19 protein-coding genes are annotated in these 18,743 nt (G+C 41.3%); 16 read left to right on the forward strand and 3 right to left on the reverse strand.

All coding sequences use genetic code 11. The features are described from left to right. Positions 1 to 35: 35 nt before the first annotated feature. Positions 36 to 3,179: a ribonuclease E gene (gene rne, locus PASHI_RS08425; protein WP_062565258.1), complete on the reverse strand. Its 3,144-nt coding sequence runs from the start codon at positions 3,177 to 3,179 to the stop codon at positions 36 to 38. 619 nt (positions 3,180 to 3,798) lie between these two features. On the opposite strand from rne, the gene rluC reads away from it, so the two are divergent. Both rluC and PASHI_RS08435 read left to right on the forward strand, forming a co-directional pair. Beyond that, complete coding sequence (rluC, locus tag PASHI_RS08430; protein WP_054561362.1) at positions 3,799 to 4,767, forward strand: 23S rRNA pseudouridine(955/2504/2580) synthase RluC; 969 nt, start codon at positions 3,799 to 3,801, stop codon at positions 4,765 to 4,767. Then, positions 4,754 to 5,446, forward strand: coding sequence for an HAD family hydrolase (locus tag PASHI_RS08435; protein WP_062565259.1), 693 nt, complete (start codon positions 4,754 to 4,756; stop codon positions 5,444 to 5,446). The genes rluC and PASHI_RS08435 overlap by 14 nt, the downstream gene beginning before the upstream one ends. On the opposite strand, the gene PASHI_RS08440 is transcribed toward PASHI_RS08435, so the two are convergent. Continuing rightward, positions 5,394 to 5,990 (reverse strand): Maf family protein, encoded by a 597-nt coding sequence (locus PASHI_RS08440; protein WP_062565260.1) that lies wholly within the window; start codon positions 5,988 to 5,990, stop codon positions 5,394 to 5,396. The two genes, PASHI_RS08435 and PASHI_RS08440, sit on opposite strands and share 53 nt — an antisense overlap. Before the next feature lie 141 nt (positions 5,991 to 6,131). Between PASHI_RS08440 and yceD the strand changes: the two genes are divergently transcribed. The 14 genes from yceD to PASHI_RS08510 all read left to right on the forward strand — a co-directional run bounded on the left by yceD (position 6,132) and on the right by PASHI_RS08510 (position 17,831). After that, on the forward strand, positions 6,132 to 6,656 hold the full coding sequence (yceD, locus tag PASHI_RS08445) for a 23S rRNA accumulation protein YceD (RefSeq protein ID WP_054554711.1): 525 nt from the start codon (positions 6,132 to 6,134) through the stop codon (positions 6,654 to 6,656). 10 nt (positions 6,657 to 6,666) lie between these two features. Then, positions 6,667 to 6,837 (forward strand): 50S ribosomal protein L32, encoded by a 171-nt coding sequence (rpmF, locus tag PASHI_RS08450; RefSeq protein ID WP_036967969.1) that lies wholly within the window; start codon positions 6,667 to 6,669, stop codon positions 6,835 to 6,837. 11 nt (positions 6,838 to 6,848) lie between these two features. Next, entirely contained in the window at positions 6,849 to 7,877 is a 1,029-nt protein-coding gene (gene plsX / locus PASHI_RS08455; RefSeq protein WP_054554712.1) for a phosphate acyltransferase PlsX, read from the forward strand. Positions 7,878 to 7,947: 70 nt separating this feature from the next. Beyond that, the gene (fabD, locus tag PASHI_RS08460) at positions 7,948 to 8,874 is read left to right on the forward strand and encodes an ACP S-malonyltransferase (protein WP_054561366.1); all 927 of its coding nucleotides are present in this window, start codon (positions 7,948 to 7,950) and stop codon (positions 8,872 to 8,874) included. 11 nt (positions 8,875 to 8,885) lie between these two features. Continuing rightward, positions 8,886 to 9,632: a 3-oxoacyl-ACP reductase FabG gene (fabG, locus tag PASHI_RS08465; protein ID WP_054554714.1), complete on the forward strand. Its 747-nt coding sequence runs from the start codon at positions 8,886 to 8,888 to the stop codon at positions 9,630 to 9,632. A 238-nt stretch (positions 9,633 to 9,870) separates the two neighbouring features. Further along, the gene (gene acpP, locus PASHI_RS08470) at positions 9,871 to 10,107 is read left to right on the forward strand and encodes an acyl carrier protein (RefSeq protein ID WP_016707440.1); all 237 of its coding nucleotides are present in this window, start codon (positions 9,871 to 9,873) and stop codon (positions 10,105 to 10,107) included. Between the two features lie 117 nt (positions 10,108 to 10,224). Next, positions 10,225 to 11,463, forward strand: a complete 1,239-nt coding sequence (gene fabF, locus PASHI_RS08475; protein ID WP_054554715.1) for a beta-ketoacyl-ACP synthase II — start codon at positions 10,225 to 10,227, stop codon at positions 11,461 to 11,463. Between the two features lie 57 nt (positions 11,464 to 11,520). Continuing rightward, positions 11,521 to 12,333, forward strand: a complete 813-nt coding sequence (pabC, locus tag PASHI_RS08480; protein ID WP_062565261.1) for an aminodeoxychorismate lyase — start codon at positions 11,521 to 11,523, stop codon at positions 12,331 to 12,333. Beyond that, positions 12,330 to 13,307, forward strand: coding sequence for an endolytic transglycosylase MltG (gene mltG, locus PASHI_RS08485; RefSeq protein WP_062565262.1), 978 nt, complete (start codon positions 12,330 to 12,332; stop codon positions 13,305 to 13,307). Before pabC ends, mltG begins: the two co-directional genes overlap by 4 nt. A gap of 18 nt (positions 13,308 to 13,325) precedes the next feature. Further along, on the forward strand, positions 13,326 to 13,952 hold the full coding sequence (gene tmk / locus PASHI_RS08490; RefSeq protein ID WP_054561369.1) for a dTMP kinase: 627 nt from the start codon (positions 13,326 to 13,328) through the stop codon (positions 13,950 to 13,952). A gap of 1 nt (position 13,953) precedes the next feature. Then, positions 13,954 to 14,847 carry a DNA polymerase III subunit gene (locus tag PASHI_RS08495; RefSeq protein ID WP_062565263.1) on the forward strand — a complete coding sequence of 298 codons (894 nt, stop codon included), beginning with the start codon at positions 13,954 to 13,956 and terminating at the stop codon, positions 14,845 to 14,847. Positions 14,848 to 14,855: 8 nt separating this feature from the next. Beyond that, positions 14,856 to 15,182: a PilZ domain-containing protein gene (locus tag PASHI_RS08500; protein WP_054554720.1), complete on the forward strand. Its 327-nt coding sequence runs from the start codon at positions 14,856 to 14,858 to the stop codon at positions 15,180 to 15,182. A gap of 13 nt (positions 15,183 to 15,195) precedes the next feature. After that, positions 15,196 to 15,975, forward strand: a complete 780-nt coding sequence (locus PASHI_RS08505) for a TatD family hydrolase (RefSeq protein ID WP_062565264.1) — start codon at positions 15,196 to 15,198, stop codon at positions 15,973 to 15,975. Positions 15,976 to 16,010: 35 nt separating this feature from the next. Further along, a complete protein-coding gene (locus tag PASHI_RS08510; protein ID WP_062565374.1) occupies positions 16,011 to 17,831 on the forward strand; it encodes an alkaline phosphatase D family protein in 1,821 nt (606 codons plus the stop codon). Here the strand turns inward: PASHI_RS08510 and PASHI_RS08515 are convergent. After that, positions 17,828 to 18,643, reverse strand: a complete 816-nt coding sequence (locus tag PASHI_RS08515; RefSeq protein WP_062565265.1) for a polysaccharide deacetylase family protein — start codon at positions 18,641 to 18,643, stop codon at positions 17,828 to 17,830. The genes PASHI_RS08510 and PASHI_RS08515 overlap by 4 nt on opposite strands. Between the last annotated feature and the right edge of the window lie 100 nt (positions 18,644 to 18,743).

Here is an 18,743-nt window from a genome sequence, read left to right on the forward strand (position 1 = left end):
CGTTATAAACGCGGCTTTATTATTAAGCGAGTAAATTAATCAACCGCTAAGGTTTTTGCCATATCAGCACGGGCTCTGCCAGCAGGTTTAATTGAACCTGCACGAAGGCCGCTATCTGGAATAGCTGTACGCTTGTCATGCGCCATAGCCGCTGGCGTTGGCTCTGGCTCACTATCTGCAACTGGCGTAGGTTTTGCCATTGCAGCGCTTGCTGAACCTTTTACTAAAACAGTTTTTTCATTTTTAGCAGGTTCTTCAGCTTTTACTGGTTCTTCAGTTTTAACTGATTCTTCAGTTTTAACTGGTTCCTCAGCTTTCACTGGTTCTTCAGCTTTCACTGGCTCTTCAGCTTTCACTGGCTCTTCAGCTTTTGCTGGTTCTTCAGCTTGTACTGGTTCTTCAGCTTTTACTGGTTCTTCAGCTTGTACTGGCTCTTCAGCTTGTACTGGCTCTTCAGCTTGTACTGGTTCTTCAGTTTTAACTGATTCTTCAGTTTTAACTGGTTCCTCAGCTTTCACTGGTTCTTCAGCTTTCACTGGCTCTTCAGCTTTCACTGGCTCTTCAGCTTTTGCTGGTTCTTCAGTTTTTGCTGGTTCTTCAGTTTTTGCTGGTTCTACAGTTTTTGCTGGTTCTTCAACTTGAACTGATTCTTCAGCTTTTGCTGGTTCTTCAGTTTGAGCTTGTTTTGCTTTTAGCTCAGCTTCATATTCAGCAGCAGCTTGGTCGGCAACTGGAATAAATGCTGGCGCATCAGTTTTCTCATCACTCGATTTTTCATCATGCTCAGGGCGACGGCGACGTTGACCAGCAGCACGTAAGTGGCGAGGTGAACGACGAGAGCGTGTACGAGGTTGAGCTTGTTCTTCATCAGTTGATGATTCAACTACCGATTCAGTTTGCTCTGCTTGTTTAGGCTCAGCGTCAGCTTTTACTGGTTCTGCAGGTACTTGCTTTTCAGCAACAGGCTGTTCTGATTGTTCAGTTTCAACTGCTACTTTTTCTTTTGCAGGCTTAGCTGGTTTTTCAGCTTTAGGTGCTTGCTCAGTTGTTTCAGTTGTTTGTACTGCTTTTGCTTCATCTGCGCTTTCATCTGTTACGCGAACTTTTTTGCGTAAGTTGCGACGTTGACGACGAACCTTAGGTTTAGTTTCCTTTGGTTGCTCAGATTTCGTCTCTGGTGCAGTGTCTTTATTCGTTTGTTCTACATCATCATTACGTTTTTCATTACGTTTTCTGTTGTTAGAATTACGACGACGTTTGTTGCGATTCTCGTTACCTTCTTTTTGCTCAGGCTTATTCGAAGTACTTGTGTTTTCTTCTTTAGCTTGTGCATCGTCAGGACGTTTATTACGAGAGTTGCGACGGCGCTGGTTGTTGCTACGGCGACGGTTGTCGTTGTTGCGACGATTATTGCTACGTCTTTGTGCTGCTTTTTTCTCTTCTTGCTCTTTTTCAGCTTCTTCTTCGGCATTGCTGAATAACGACTTGAAGAACTTACCAATAGCAGCAAATAATCCACCGTCTGACTTTTTAGCCGCAGGAGTCGTTTGCTCAGCTTTTGGTGCAGCTTGAGGTGCAGGTGTAGTAGGCATAACAACACCTTTAAGAACCGGCTCTTCACGAACTGGTGCTGAAGGGGCTTTAGCCATTTCAAATGCTTCTGGCTCAGGAGCAACAACTTGCTCGTAGCTTACTGTTTCGATTGTTTCGTCTTTACGTAAGCGAACTACTTCGTAATGTGGCGTTTCCATGTGTTGATTAGGAATGATCACAACATCAACGTTATGGCGCTTTTCGATGCGTTGCACACTACGACGTTTTTCGTTTAATAGGTAAGCGGCAACAGCCACAGGCACCTGTGCATTTACTTGTGATGTGTTGTCTTTAATTGCTTCTTCTTCGATTAAACGAAGGATAGACAGTGCAATTGATTCGTTAGAACGAATTGTACCTTGACCATTACAACGAGGACATGGACCTTGGCTTGCTTCACCTAATGAAGGGCGTAAGCGCTGACGCGACATTTCAAGCAGACCAAAGCGTGAGATCTTACCAATCTGTACACGGGCACGGTCAGGGCGAGCAGCGTCTTTTAAACGATTCTCTACTTCGCGTTGGTGGCGTGGTGGAGTCATATCGATGAAGTCGATAACAATAAGACCACCTAAGTCACGTAAACGTAATTGACGAGCAATTTCGTCTGCCGCTTCTAAGTTTGTATTAAGTGCTGTTTCTTCGATATCACCGCCTTTAGTGGCTTTAGATGAGTTGATATCGATAGATGTAAGCGCTTCAGTTGGGTCAATTACAATTGAACCACCTGATGGTAAGCGAACTTCACGTTGGAAAGCTGACTCAATTTGGCTTTCAATTTGGTAGTGGGTGAATAGTGGTACATCGCCCTGATAAAGCTTAACGCGGCTCATGAAATCTGGACGGAAACGCTCAATATGCGCTTTCGCTTCTTCAAATACGCGTGCTTTATCAATTAAAATTTCACCAATATCACGACGTAAATAGTCACGGATTGCGCGGAAAATTACGTTACTTTCTTGGTGAATTAAGAACGGAGCAGGGCCGCTATCAGCAGCTTGCTGAATCGCTTGCCAATGCACTAATAGTGCTTTTAAGTCGTACTCTAGTTCTTCAAATGATTTACCAACACCTGCAGTACGAACAATTAAGCCCATACCTTTAGGTAGTTCTAAACGGCTTAGTGCTTCTTTAAGTTCAGTACGCTCATCACCTTCGATACGGCGAGAAATACCACCGGCACGAGGGTTGTTAGGCATAAGTACTAAATAGCTACCTGCAACGCTGATAAAAGTCGTTAACGCAGCGCCTTTTTGGCCACGCTCTTCTTTATCAACTTGCACAATTACTTCTTGGCCTTCTTTGATCACGTCACGGATATTTGGACGACCTTGGAATGTATAGCCTTGTGGGAAGTAGGTGCGAGCTATTTCTTTGAGAGGAAGGAAACCGTGTCTCTCAGCGCCATAATCAACAAAGGCAGCTTCTAGTGACGGTTCGATACGGGTAATTTTACCCTTGTAAATATTTGCTTTTTTTTGTTCGTGACCTGGGCTCTCTATGTCTAAATCATACAGGCGCTGGCCATCAACCAGTGCAACGCGCATTTCTTCTTGCTGCGTCGCATTGATTAGCATACGTTTCATATTGTTACTCTACTAATTCTGTCGCTGACATGACGATATAAACTCGTCTGTTCAGTGGTTTCTGACGGTTGTTTTTGTGCAGTCTCACGACTGGGTAAAGTCAAAACCTGAAGTTGTTTGCTTACATTGAGCATCACTAAGTGTGGCTGACAATAACATGTTCTCACGTTATTAAATTCTTATAGGTGTCAAAACTGCCGCCAATTCTGCGGTTTTAATTTACGAGTTTTGTCCCGAAGTCGACCATGTTCAAATTTTTATTCAATGTCTTGCTACAACAGCTGCTTCTGAATGACGTTGCTACGTCGTCACTATCAGTCAATTTATCTTGTTCAATTGCTTTTTATGTTCATTAATCAACATTCGTGCTCAAATTATTCAGGCAATATATTACGCGCATCGCCGATAATTGAACGCTCGTGTTGGCTGGGTAATTATAAAAGCTTTGGAAAACTTAGCGCGGATCTGTATGATCGGCAACCCAGAATATGCTTCACGAATGTATTAATGTGATAAAAGCACCGTTGTTACTTGCAAACTTTATGTTCGCGACGGTGATTATCCCACTATTACAGTCGCGTTAGCAACTAAATTATTTACTTAAATCAGTGATTAGGCAATGTCAGAAAAAACCGGCTTACAAGTTTCGTTTGTTACCATAGGTGAAGACCATCTAGGTCAACGTATTGATAACTTTCTTATTACTCACCTAAAAGGTGTGCCTAAAAGTGCAGTTTATAAAATCCTTCGTAAAGGCGAAGTGCGAGTAAATAAAAAACGCATAAAACCTGTCTACAAACTACAACTTAATGATGTGGTTCGTATTCCACCTATTAAAGTGGCCGAAAAAGAAGAGTTTGTGCCAAAAAAACTCGATAAAGTAAAACAACTTGAAGACGCCATTTTGTTTGAAGACAAGTATTTAATGGTGATCAACAAGCCTTCGGGTATGGCTGTGCATGGTGGCAGTGGCCTAAGTTATGGCTTAATCGAAGCACTTCGCGTACTTCGCCCTGAAGAGCGTAGTTTAGAGCTTGTACACCGCCTAGACCGTGACACATCAGGTTGCTTGCTTATTTCTAAACGTCGTTCAGTGTTAACTGATTTACATAAACAGTTACGTGAAAAAACCATGGAGAAAAACTATTGGGCATTAGTTGATGGTCAATGGGATTCTAAAACGAAAAACGTTACCGAAGGACTTCGTAAAAACACCTTGAAGTCTGGTGAGCGTGTGGTTCGTGTTGATAATACCGAAGGTAAACCATCACACACGCGTTTTCGTGTGCTTGAGCGATATGCTGAGTGCTCATTAGTGCAAGCGTCGCCGGTAACAGGGCGTACTCACCAAATTCGTGTACATACGCAATGTAAAGGTCATCCAATTGCGTGTGATGATAAATATGGCGTTGCAGAGTTTGATCAATACGTAAATAAGCTGACTGGTTTAAATCGTTTGTTTTTACATGCCCACGATTTACGTTTTATGCACCCTAAAAATGAAACAACCATGCATGTTGAAGCGCCACTCGATAATGCACTTCAAAACTGTATCAAAAAGCTACGTGCCGATAATGAACAAGTTTAAGCTGGTTATTTTTGATTGGGATGGCACTGTGATGGACTCTGTGCCAAAAATTGTTACCTGCTTGCGAAATACTGCGCGAGACTTAGGTATTCCTGTTCCAACAGAGCAACAAGCAAAAGACGTTATTGGTTTATCGCTGGCAAAAGCCACTGAAGTGCTTTTTCCGGCGCATTTACATTTAAGCGATGAACTCGTTGCAGGTTACAAAGCACAGTACCGTGAGTTAGATGTTACACCTACACCTTTATTTAAAGATGTAGAATCCGTTTTAAAGCAGTTAAGTGATGCAGGTATACAATTGGCTGTGGCTACCGGTAAAGGACGTGAAGGCATCGATAGGCTTCTAAATGAGTCAGGCCTTGGGAAGTACTTTTTGAATGTAAAATGCTCTGACGATGCTGAGTCGAAACCCTCTCCAGATATGCTTGAGCAAATTTTACGTGAGCAGGGCATCGCAAAAAGTGATGCTGTGATGATTGGCGATAGCCAACTCGATATGGCAATGGCTAATGCCGCAGGTATTGCTTGTATTGGAGTGAGTTTTGGTGCTCATAGCCCGGCGCAGTTGCAACAACATACGCCGTTATGTGTTGTTGATTCATACCAACAACTTTTGCAGGTTTTAACTACGTCCCTTGCAGCGCTAACACGTCAACACCAAACTCAGCCAGCACTTTAGTTAATGTGATCAGTGGCAGGCCTATCAATGTATTAGGGTCATCGCCACTGAGCTTTTCAAATAAACAGATGCCTAATCCTTCACTTTTAAAGCTACCTGCACAGTTGTATGGCTGCTCTGCATCGCAATAAGCGTTGATCTGTTCAAGTGTGATTGCTTTAAATGTCACATCAAATGGCACCACGGTGGTAATTGCTTTATCGCTTTGTATATCAAATACACTTAAACCCGTTAAAAAGGTCACTGTATGGCCACTAAACGATGAAAGCTGCTTAATGGCATTCTCTTTAGTATGAGGTTTACCTAAAATTGTATCGTTGAATACCGCAACTTGATCAGAGCCGATCACCAATCCTTCGCTAAAATGTTGTTTGGCAACACGGGCTTTTTGTTCGCTTAAACGAGCAACTAATTGCTCTGGCGTTTCAGCTGCGATAGGGGACTCATCAATATCTGGAGAAAAACTTTGAAAAGGTAAGTTAAACTTAGTTAATAATTGCTGTCTAAATGGTGAGCTTGACGCTAATATAAGTGTTGGTTTCATAATAAATTCTGGATGAAAATTGTATTTTGCCAAGGATAAGCCACAATGAATCCGAAAACAAAGCAGAAGATCGTTAAAAACCTACCAAAATTGGTTTTTTACTTTGACTAACTTACTAACTATCTATATGATGCAGCCCCTATGCAAAAGGTGAAAATTCCCATCACTCTTCATCCCAGCAAAGCAGCTCAACATCGTTTAACGTATGACGGTATTGTCCCGCTTGAAAAACTTTCTCGTTTAGAGCAAGTTGTGCAGGAGGAAGCAGGTGAAATAGCGGTAAAGATTCATTGCAAAATTGACGAGCAAGGTTTAGTGGTAATAAGTGGTAACTTATCAACACATGTAACTGTAACTTGTCAACGCTGTAATGGAGAATTAGGGTTGGATTTGGAACAAGACTTTGTGTATTCGCCAATTGGTTTGGATGCAGAGTCAGATCATCTACCTGAAGGTTACGATGAAGTAGAGCTGGACGAAAACGGTGAAATCAACGTATTTGAGTTAATCGAAGACGAACTGATTTTAGCTATTCCAATAGTGCCTACACACAACGAAGCTTCATGCAGTTATTCATCAGAGCCTACTAGCTTTGGTAAATTAGCAGCAAAAGATGACAAACCAAATCCATTTGATATTTTGAAACAACTTAAGAAAGATTCTTAGGAGAAGACTAATGGCTGTACAAAAAAGCAAAAAGTCTCGTGCAAGACGCGGCATGCGCCGTTCACACGATGCGATCAGTGGTCCAACTTTAACTGTAGATCAAGTTTCTGGTGAGACTCACCGTCGTCACCACGTAACTGCTGACGGTTACTACAAAGGCGTTAAAGTAATTTCTAACTAAGAGATTGCTATATGCTGACCAATCTAACCATAGCGTTAGATATGATGGGGGGCGATTACGGCCCCCGTTCATCTATCCCCGCTGCCGTGCAAGCGGTAAATGCTAATACCAACTTAAGACTCATCTTATGTGGTAATCAGCAAGTTATTCTAAAAGAACTCGAAGCACTCGATTCTGTTTCACACCCTCGTTTAATTATTCGCCATTGTAGCGAAGTGGTCACAAATGCGTGTGAACCTGCTTCAGCGGTTCGTTCTAAAAAAGATTCATCAATGCGAGTTGCCCTCGATTTAGTTAAATCGGGTGAAGCGCAAGCGTGTGTAAGCTCTGGTAATACAGGCGCGTTATTTTTTATGGCGCATTATGTATTAAAGATGCTTCCAGGCGTAAAACGTCCTGCATTAATCTCTGCTGTTCCAACCGAACGTAAAAACCCTGTTTATTTACTTGATTTAGGCGCTAATGTGCATTGTGACGCTCAAACCCTTTATCAATTTGGCATTATGGGTTCTGTGGTAGCAGGGCAGGCACTTGGGTGTGATAACCCAAGAGTTAGTTTATTGAATATTGGCTCTGAAGACATCAAAGGGCATGAAGGAATAAAACAAGCTGCACAGTTAATGCAGCAGTGTGAATATCTCAACTACACAGGTTACAGTGAAGGTAGTGATATTTTCAGCGGTAAAGCCGATGTTATTGTGTGCGAAGGATTTGTAGGTAATGTGGCATTAAAAACCTGTGAAGGTATTGCCAAACTGATCATGCATAAACTCACCAAAGCCTTACACAAGCATTTCTTATACAAAAGTTTAGCGTTTTTATTGCGTCCAGTGATAAAAAAACTCTACAAGCGGGTGAACCCCGACCAGTATAACGGCGCAAGTCTGGTAGGATTGCGCGGTATTGTTGTTAAAAGCCATGGCAATGCCTCTCCAAAGGCGTTTCATGCTGCTATTGATGAAGCCGCGCGGGAAGTCGAACGCCAACTCCCTGAAAAAATCGCTGCGATTTTTGAGCAAACACATCCAACAACAAAGTAGTGCAGCATATCTAAAACTTGTTATGCTGCCTGCTACAGAATATTTTTTTGTTTAATTATAAGAGCAAAGTATGGCACATAAAATTGCACTCGTATTTCCAGGTCAAGGCTCACAAACTGTGGGCATGTTATCTGAACTATTAGCTGATTCACAAATTGCTAAAGCAACATTCGCTGAAGCATCTGAAGCTCTTGGCTATGATCTAGCTGCACTTGTACTAAATGGTCCAGAAGAAGAATTAAATCAAACCCATCGTACACAACCAGCACTTCTTACTGCTAGTGTTGCTATTTACCGTCAATGGTTAGACGCAAACCCTGATGCCGATGTTGTTATGGCTGGTCACAGTTTAGGCGAGTATTCAGCATTAGTTTGTGCTGGCGTTGTAAGCTTAAGCGAAGCAGTTAAACTAGTAGAAAATCGTGGTTTATATATGCAAGAAGCAGTACCTGCGGGTGTTGGTTCTATGGCTGCAATCATCGGCTTAGGTGACGACGAAATCAAAGCAGCGTGTGAAGCATCAGCAAATGGTGAAGTTGTTTCACCAGTAAACTACAACTCACCAGGTCAGGTTGTTATCGCTGGCCACAAAGCGGCAGTTGAGCGTGCATCAGAAGCATGTAAAGAAGCAGGTGCTAAACGTGCTTTACCACTTGCAGTAAGCGTACCTTCTCACTGTGAACTAATGAAACCAGCTGCTGAGAAATTAGCTGCTGATTTAGCCGCTTTAACATTTAATACACCTAAGTGTGATGTAATCAACAACGTTGATGTAAAAGCTGAGCAATCAAGTGAAGCAATTAAAGATGCATTAGTACGTCAACTTTACAGCCCAGTTCGCTGGACTGAAACTGTACAAGCATTAGTTGCTCAAGGTATCACACAAAGCTATGAGTTTGGCCCAGGTAAAGTATTAACGGGTCTTGCTAAACGAATTGATAAAGCAATGGTATGTGGTGCGGTTAATACGCAAGCTGCTATTGATGAAGCGAAATAAGTAGGAATAGAATGACAAATTTATTTTCTCTTGAGGGCAAGGTTGTCCTAATCACTGGTGCAAGCCGTGGTATTGGTAAAGCGATTGCAAATACGCTAGTTGCACAAGGTGCAAAAGTAGCGGGTACTGCTACAAGCGAATCAGGTGCTGCTAAAATCAGTGAATACCTAGGTGACAACGGTAAAGGTTATGCCCTTAACGTTACAGATCCTGAATCGATTGAGGCGACACTTGCTGCGATCAAGGCTGATTTAGGCGATATCGACGTATTAGTTAACAATGCGGGTATTACTCGCGATAACTTATTAATGCGTATGAAAGACGGTGAGTGGGATGACATCATCGATACTAACCTAAGCTCAATTTTCCGTTTATCTAAGGCTGTTTTACGCCCTATGATGAAAAAGAAAAATGGCCGTATCATTAATATCGGTTCTGTTGTGGGCACTATGGGTAATGCGGGTCAAGCTAACTATGCTGCAGCGAAAGCGGGTGTAATTGGTTTTACTAAGTCATTAGCACGCGAAGTGGCATCACGTGGCATTACAGTGAACGTTGTTGCACCTGGTTTTATCCAAACAGATATGACAGATGAGCTGACTGAAGACCAAAAAGCAGCTACGCTTGCAAATGTACCTGCAGGGCGTTTAGGCCAACCTGAAGAAATCGCTGCTGCGGTATGTTATTTAGCATCTGACGCTGCTGCGTATGTATCAGGCGAAACATTGCACGTAAATGGCGCGATGTACATGGTTTAATGAAAGTTAGCAAAAATTTGCTAACGAAAGATTATCGAAAATTGTTGAATTTTTTGTGATCTTGCTTTAAACATACTTGAATTCGCTATTAAAATAAGCGATAAATGAACAAATACTATTCGAGAGGTTTGACCAGATAAGTAATTATCAGCAAATCCTTGAATCACAGAATTATGCGGCGTAAACTACGCCGCAATCTGAAAATAACGCATTGGCGTTTTTAATAAAGGAAAGAAGAATGAGCGACATCCAAGAACGCGTAAAGAAAATTATTATTGAGCAACTAGGTGTTAAAGAAGAAGAAGTAAAACATGAAGCTTCTTTCGTTGACGACTTAGGTGCTGATTCACTTGACACTGTAGAACTAGTAATGGCTCTTGAAGAAGAGTTCGACACTGAGATCCCAGACGAAGAAGCTGAAAAGATCACTACAGTTCAAGCTGCGATCGATTACGTTACAGCTCACGCTGAGTAATTTTACGCATTTTGATTTTAAGGGCAGCATTAAGCTGCCCTTAGTCTATCTATAGAATGATACTAATAAATTTGGTATACACCCCACCTAAAATAATTCCCTTATTGGAGGCAACCCGTGGCTAAACGTCGAGTCGTCGTAACTGGCTTAGGAATGTTGACACCGCTAGGTAATGATGTTGAATCTACTTGGCAAGGTTTGTTAAACGGTAAAAGTGGTATTCAAACTATCACGCATTTCGATACCTCAAGTTTCGGCACCAAATTCGCAGGTTTGCTGAATGACTTTGATGCATCAGCTTACATGTCACCGAAAGATGCAAAGAAAATGGATTTGTTTATCCAATATGGCATTGCAGCGGGTGTACAAGCACTACAAGATTCTGGTCTAGAGATCACTGAAGAAAACGCCACTCGTGTTGGTGTAGCAGTGGGTTCTGGCATCGGTGGTTTAACTTTAATTGAAGAAAACCACATCAAACTATTAAATAGCGGCCCGCGTAAGCTTTCTCCGTTTTACGTGCCTTCGACCATTATCAATATGATTTCTGGTCATTTATCGATTATGCACGGTTTACGTGGCCCTAATATTTCAATCGTTACAGCCTGTACTACAGGTCTACATAACATTGGTCATGCTGCACGTATGATTGCATACGGCGATGCAGATGCAATGGTAGCCGGTGGTGCTGAAAAAGCATCGACACCAATTGGTATGGGTGGCTTTAATGCAGCACGTGCATTATCAACTCGTAACGACGATCCACAAGCAGCATCTCGTCCTTGGGATAAAGACCGTGACGGTTTTGTTCTTGCTGATGGTGCAGGTGTTATCGTACTTGAAGAATATGAGCATGCTAAAGCACGTGGCGCGAAAATCTACGCTGAACTCGTTGGTTTTGGTATGAGTGGCGATGCTTATCACATGACGTCTCCACCTGAAGACGGTGCAGGCGCAGCTCTAGCGATGGAAAATGCCCTAAACGATGCACAAGTTAATGCAGACCAAGTTGGTTACATTAATGCTCACGGTACATCGACTAATGCAGGCGATAAAGCCGAAACATCAGCTGTTAAAACTATTTTTGGCGATGCAGCGAAAGATGTGATGGTAAGTTCATCTAAATCAATGATGGGTCACTTGTTAGGTGCAGCAGGCTCGGTAGAGTCGATCATTACTATCTTGTCACTTGTTGACCAGAAAGTAAGCCCTACAATCAACCTTGATAACCCAGATGAAGGCTGTGATTTAGACTACGTACCGCATACTGCACGTGATGCTAAATTGGATTACGCACTATGTAATTCATTTGGTTTTGGTGGTACTAATGGCTCGTTGCTATTTAAAAAGGTATAATTCTTTTTAACAACGGACTAAAAAGAAGAGCCCAGTTGTTTAACTGGGCTTTTTTGTATGAGTAAATTAAAACAAACAATAAAAATAATCACACCAGACACCACAATAAGCGCGCAAGATCGTGGCTTAAATTATGGTGACGGCTTTTTTACCACGGCCTCTGTGGTGAATTCTGTCGTTGAGCACTGGGGTTTACACAAAGCGCGTTTAGAAGAATGCGCGCAAAGACTATTTTTCCCCGAATTAGATTTAAGAGCAATTGAGCGTGAAGTTAACCACGCAATCACTGATACACAAACCGGTATTTTAAAAATAGTTATCACCCGTGGTGCAGGTGGGCGTGGTTATGGCTTACCAGATACACCAAGTATCCAAGTGTTGATCAGTATCATGCCTGCAGTTTCACACTATAAAAGTTGGCAACAGCAGGGTGTAAACCTAGCGGTCAGCGACGTGAAACTTGCACATCAACCTTTACTTGCAGGCTTAAAAACATTGAACCGTTTAGAGCAAGTGCTTATCAAAAAGCAAATGAGCAGCCTTGAATGTGATGACGTTGTTGTACTTGATTATGATAACAATGTGATTGAGTGCTCTGCTGCAAATATTTTTGCTATTAAAGACGGTCAAGTTATATCACCTAAGTTAGACCGCTGCGGTATCACTGGGGTTTATCTCAGCGCTTTATGTGATAAGTTAGCCATTGAATTTAAAGCAATCCAATTCGATGAGCTTTTAGCTATGGATGCCGTATTTATGTGTAACAGTTTAATGGGCGTGGTTCCCGTTGCACGGATTGCTGATACACAGTTTGATATTGAATGCAGTAAAGCGCTATTAACGGCGCAGTTTGCCAAGGAGAGTGTGTGATAAAAGTCATTGTTAGCGTGCTGTTATTAGCATTGCTATGTTGTGGTATTGGCTATCAACAGCTTCAATCAGCATTAAAAATGCCGTTAAAAGTTGAAAACAGTACTTTATTTAAAGTAGAACGTGGCACTGGCTTTAATCAGCTTTGCCAAGCATGGCAAACAAAGCAGTGGGTTGATAGCTGCTTTAAATTTCAGGTACTCGCAAAATTAGATCCTACGCTTACCGATTTAAAAGCGGGTCTTTATGAACTAGATACAAGCGCCGTTATTGATAATATTCGTCGTATCAATCAAGGTGCACAAGTGAGCTTTAGCTTCACAATTATTGAAGGTCAGCCACTTCGTGACGTTGTTGCTAATATCCAAAAACAAGCACATTTAACACAAGACTTAGACACAGAAAATTTAGCGACGCAGATAAGTAGCACACAAGAAAATTTAGAAGGCTGGTTGTTCCCTGACACCTATCACTACCATAGTGAAGATACTGCCAGCGGCGTATTAAAACGCGCATACAGCAAAATGCAGCAGGAATTAGACGCTGCATGGCAAACTAGAGCAGCAGATTTAGTATTAAGTTCACCGTATGAAGCGTTAATACTGGCTTCTATCATCGAAAAAGAAACGGGCCTTGCTTCTGAGCGACCACTAATTTCTGCGGTATTTACCAATCGTTTAAAAACCAATATGCGCTTACAAACCGATCCAACGGTTATTTATGGTATTGGTGCTGATTTTGATGGCGATATAAAACGAAAAGATTTAACAACCTATACACCGTATAACACGTATAAGATAAAAGGCTTGCCGCCAACACCCATAGCCATGCCCTCGAAAGCAGCGATTTTGGCCGCGGTTAATCCACCTGAGTCTGAATATGTGTATTTTGTTGCGAAAGGGGATGGCAGCCATCAATTTTCGAAAACATTGCAAGAACATAATCGAGCGGTAAAGCAGTACCAATTAAACTAACAACCAGAATTGAGTCATATGACAGCGAAATTTATAGTGATTGAAGGCCTAGAAGGGGCCGGAAAATCAACGGCTATTGCCGTATGCCAAGCTTATTTAGAAAACAAGCAAGTCGATTTTATTAATGTACGTGAGCCTGGCGGTACAGCTATGGCTGAAGAGCTGCGTAATATCGTCAAACAGGCTCACCAAGAAACAGTGACGGGTGAAACAGAGCTGTTAATCATGTATGCAGCACGCTCACAATTGGTTGCTAATGTTATTAATCCGGCACTTGAAAAGGGCACTTGGGTTTTAGGTGATCGTCATGATCTTTCATCACAAGCATATCAAGGTGGTGGTCGTGGTATTGAACAAACTAAACTCTCTTTTTTAGCTGATATGGTGCTAAATGGTTTAAAGCCTGATTTAACTATTTATTTAGACATTGACCCAGCTGTGGGTCTTGCCCGTGCAAAAGGCCGTGGTGAACTTGATCGTATCGAACAAGAAGCATTAGGCTTTTTTGAGCGCACTCGCGCACGCTACCTTGAAATAGCTAAAACTGATAGCAGTATCAAAACAGTGGATGCAAACCAAACAATGCCAGAAGTACATGCGGCAATCACAACCGTGCTTGATAACTTTTTTGCAGGTTTAAATTAATATGCCTTTGCCGTGGCTTGAAGGGCTTTATCAGCAACTAGCGCAAAGTTTTGCACAGCAACGCTTTCATCATGCTCAGCTATTTAACGGTGATAAAGGTGTTGGCAAACAATGTTTAGTCGAATCGCTCGCCGATGGCTTACTTTGCACGTCACCTGTAAATTTAAAAGCCTGTGGCAATTGTAAAAGCTGTCAACTTAATCAAGCGGGTACTCACCCTGATAAACGCGTTGTAAAGGTGGAAGGCCAAACAATAGGCGTTGATGAAATTCGTGAGATCAGTGATTTTATCAACCATTCAGCGGCGCAAAATGGTAACAAAGTAGTGGTGCTTGAACAGTGTCATAAAATGACCACTGCAGCTGCTAATGCTTTATTAAAAACCCTTGAAGAGCCAAGTTTGCGCCGTTATTTATTGTTAACGTGCGAACAAACAGCATTACTACCTGCAACAATTTTAAGTCGCTGTGCCGTACACGAAATAAAAGTTAACTCTGAATATACGAAAAAATGGTTAGCATCATTAAATATTGCTAATTATTCATGGTTAGAGTTATTCGCTAGGCAGCCACTTCTTGTTAAGCAGTGGCAAAATGACAACCAACTTGAAGCTGTCGATTCTCTTTATAAATTTGCAACTGAGATAAAAGACAGCCATAATTTCAGTGCGTTAGTCGACATCCTTAATAAAGATCATAGCTTGGTTAATGTATTTGCTTTGTTCTTAACAGAGCATCTTAAAACGCAATTAGTGTTAGGAATGGACTTTTTCAATTATCAGAAAGCACAATCTGCAATTTCAGAGTTTCTTTATAACAGTTCACATGTGCTTGGTTTAAACTTGGAACTAGCCATTTCAAAATTAGCGTTTACTTTACGTGAAAGCCAAAATTAGGAAGTATCGTGCAAGAATTATTAGTAGATATTGAAGACTTAGAAGAATTATATCGCTGTTACATGCCTTATCTAAAAAATGGTGGTTTGTTTGTTCGCACTAATATGCGCTTTGAAATGGGTCATTCATTGGCTTTAAAGGTTACATTACCAGATGCACTAGAGGATGATGTAGTAACAGGTAAAGTTGCTTGGATCACACCGCAAGGTGCACAAAGCTCAAACCCACCAGGTATCGGTGTTAATTTTATCGACGATAAAACCAATTTGAATGCGAAAATCGAAAAACTACTCGGTACTATGTTAAACTCCGGCAATCCGACCTATACCATGTAATAAAAGTAGTACCATGATTGTAGATTCTCATTGTCATTTAGATCGTTTAGATTTTGATAAACTCGACTTAGACTTAGACCAAGTACTCGATAATGCTCGTGCAAAGAAAGTAGAACACTTTTTATGTGTAAGCGTAACTTTAGATCAATTCCCAAGTATGCTGGATAAAATTAAACACTATCCAGATGTTTCTGCATCATGCGGTGTGCATCCACTTGATCAAAAAGACGCACTCGATAAGCAAAAGCTTATTTCACTTGCAAGCCACGACAAAGTGGTAGCTATTGGCGAAACCGGTCTTGATTACTATTACTCAAAAGACACCCATATTGTTCAGCAAGAGAGTTTTGTTGGTCATATCGACGTTGCCAATGAGCTAAATAAGCCGCTTATTATTCATACACGTGACGCTAGAGAAGACACTATTAACTTAATGCGCGCTCACAATGCCGAGAATTGTGGCGGTGTATTGCATTGTTTTACAGAAAATTGGGAAATGGCCAAAAAAGCCATTGATATGGGCTTTTATATTTCGATTTCGGGCATTGTTACGTTTAAAAATGCCGTAGAGTTAAAAGACGTTGTAAAGCAAATTCCGCTAGATCGTTTACTAATCGAAACAGATTCACCGTATTTAGCGCCTGTTCCATATCGTGGTAAAACAAACCAACCAGCCTATGTTGAAGATGTCGCTTATTACATCGCTGAGTTAAAAGGACTTACTTTTAACGAATTAGCTGAAGCAACAACTAACAACTTTTATTCGTTGTTCAATCAGGCTAAAAGGGCGTAATAGTGCACGGCGTATCGAATTTACCTCAGTTAGTAATGGGGCCAATGGTACGCCGAGCAGATGCAGGGCGAGTGTGCTTTCAATTTGTTACAACTAGGCCTTGCCAATACCGAATAGAGTTTAAAGGTGTTGAAACATTCTCGAGCCTAGAATCAATCCAATTAGGGCAACACCTTTACTTAAATTTCATTAATGTCATGCCAGTCAGTGGCCAGTTTGCAGTTGATTCACTGACCTACTATTCATTACATGATGAAGAAAAAAGCCTTGATTTATCGTCTTATTGCTATGAACGTGCCGAATCTCCGGCATTTGTGATCCCAAATAGACTCGATAGAATTCTGCATGGCTCTTGTCGCAACCCTCATCACCCTGCAAAAGACAGCCTTGTTGCTGCAGATAATTGGCAAAATGATCAGCGCCAATCTCTTAATGCAGGTGCTGACTTATTATTGTTATCTGGCGACCAAATATATGCGGATGATGTCGCAGGGCCTATGCTGCTCGCGATTGAAAAAGTGATTAGTCTATTTGGTGTGTTTCAAGAGCCAGCGCTTGATTTAGATTTACCAGAAGAGTTTGAGCAGCAACTTTATCAGCGCCATTTACACTTACCCAAAGTGCCTTGGCAGAAACGAAGCAAATTTGGTGTTGGTTATTGGCTAAAAAAAGATGAGCCGCACTTCTCAAGCTTAAAAGCTGAAAACCACTTAATCCATTTTCAAGAATTTATAGCGCTTTATTTATTAAACTTCAGCGCGGTTACTTGGCAGCTAATTGAGTTCGAGTCAATTGAATGCCCAGCATTAGCCCCTAAATACGCTAATCTATTTAAACTTGAAAAAGATGCACTGCTTGGTTTTGCAAAGGGTCTTCAAAGCGTTGAAAGGTTATTCGCCAATGTGTCGACATTAATGATGTTTGACGATCATGATGTCACCGATGATTGGAATTTAACCGCAGGCTGGGAGCAAGCTATTTATCAGCACCCAGCTAGCCGTCGTATTGTAAATAATGGCCTGATTAGTTATTGGTTAATGCAGGGGATTGGTAATGATGCAGGTGATAACTCGCTGTCTTTATTAGCCAGTTTTAAACAAAGCCTGCAACAACAGAGCTGGCATTTTAACGACTTTGATAAGCTAATACTCAATTTTAACCATTGGCATTACGAGCTTAATACCATCCCCAAAGTTGTGGTGCTCGATACCCGAACCCATCGCTGGCGTAATGAGCAAAACTTCAATGAACCATCTGGTTTACTTGATTGGGAAAGGCTCACCGAATTAGAAGAAAGCTTATTGTCTCACGATAAAGTGATTATTGTATCTCCAGCACCAGTGTTTGGTGTTAAATCGATTGAAGCAATCCAAGCGATTTTTAATTTTTGTGGGCAACCTTTGTTGGTTGATGTTGAAAACTGGATGGCCCATGAAGGTTCTGCTAAAAAGCTGTTAGATACTTTTCGCCGTGAAGATACACCAAAAGAAACCTTGATCCTCTCTGGTGATGTTCATTATTCATTTTGTTTTTCAGTGCAAAAGCGCTTTGGTAAACATAAAAACCGGATTTGGCAGTTAACCGCCAGTGGTATTAAAAATGAGTTCCCACGCAAACTTATTAATGTACTCGATAAGCTCGACTCAATTTTATATGCCCCGAAAAGCCCACTTAACTTTTTCACTAAACGTTGGCAAATGGAAGTTGATAAACACCAAACCATAGGCGAAGGACAAAAGTATTTGGTCAGTAATGCGGCTATCAGCTTAATTGAGCTCAATGACGGTTTGCTTGCTAAATATGAACTTATTCACGCTGATAACCAAATAACTGAATTTGATTTAAACGATAATTAATCGATTGCTTTGCGATTCGCCTCAACGTAGTCAGCAACATTACTTACTGTATCTAACCAAAAACCATTTTTAGGATCTTGTAGATAAACTATGAGCTGCTCTAGGGTGTCGGTGCCTGTAGTGTACTGATTTCGTTTGCCAATATCGTGGCCAGCCAGAATGATCCAACTATTGTTAGTTCGGTGCTGCTCTATGGTTTTTTTAATTTTTTCGAAAGTAAGCCCATCAATGGGTAAGCTAGTTAACTGCGAAAAGTCTGTAAAGTTGGGGTTATTCGCCGTTTCGTCGAGCCAAGTTCGACCTGTTTTAAAGTGCTTGGCTATTAACGGTACATAACTTTTAGTATTTGCACCACGGCCAACAAAGGTGTTACCGCAAGGGTAGGCAAAAGCGGTTGGTGTCACGTTGAGTGTGGCTTTTATATAGTCTTGCCCCTTTAAGATATCTTGCTCCATTTCTTTTAACGTAAATTGTTCAAGCGACACCCCAAGTTCACGAAGCCATTCAAAGTTGCCGGTACACAAGTGGCTTGCCGTATGATTAGCAATTTCGTGACCTGTTTTTACAGCCATTTGCCACTTTTCAACACGTTCTTTTACGTTAAAAGGGGATACATAAAATGTCGCTTTTATTTGGTATTTGTTTAAAAGCGCTAAACCGGTATCAACTTGGCTATGTCTTGCATCATCAAAAGTGATACTGACAGCATTTTTAGCCTTATTAGGGTAGTCAAAGCCTAGGTAGTCACTGCTTTTTGCCAGAGTTTGGCAGCTTATTAAAAATGGTAGTACGACGCACAAGGGTTTAAGCATAATCAATCCTTTATCATTGTTTTTACAATGAAATCAAAAAGGCTAATGCTTTGCTATGCGACTTTTGAATAAAAAAACGCCCAGAACGAATCCGCATTGT

This window comes from Pseudoalteromonas shioyasakiensis (assembly GCF_001550135.1).
GTDB lineage: Bacteria > Pseudomonadota > Gammaproteobacteria > Enterobacterales > Alteromonadaceae > Pseudoalteromonas > Pseudoalteromonas shioyasakiensis.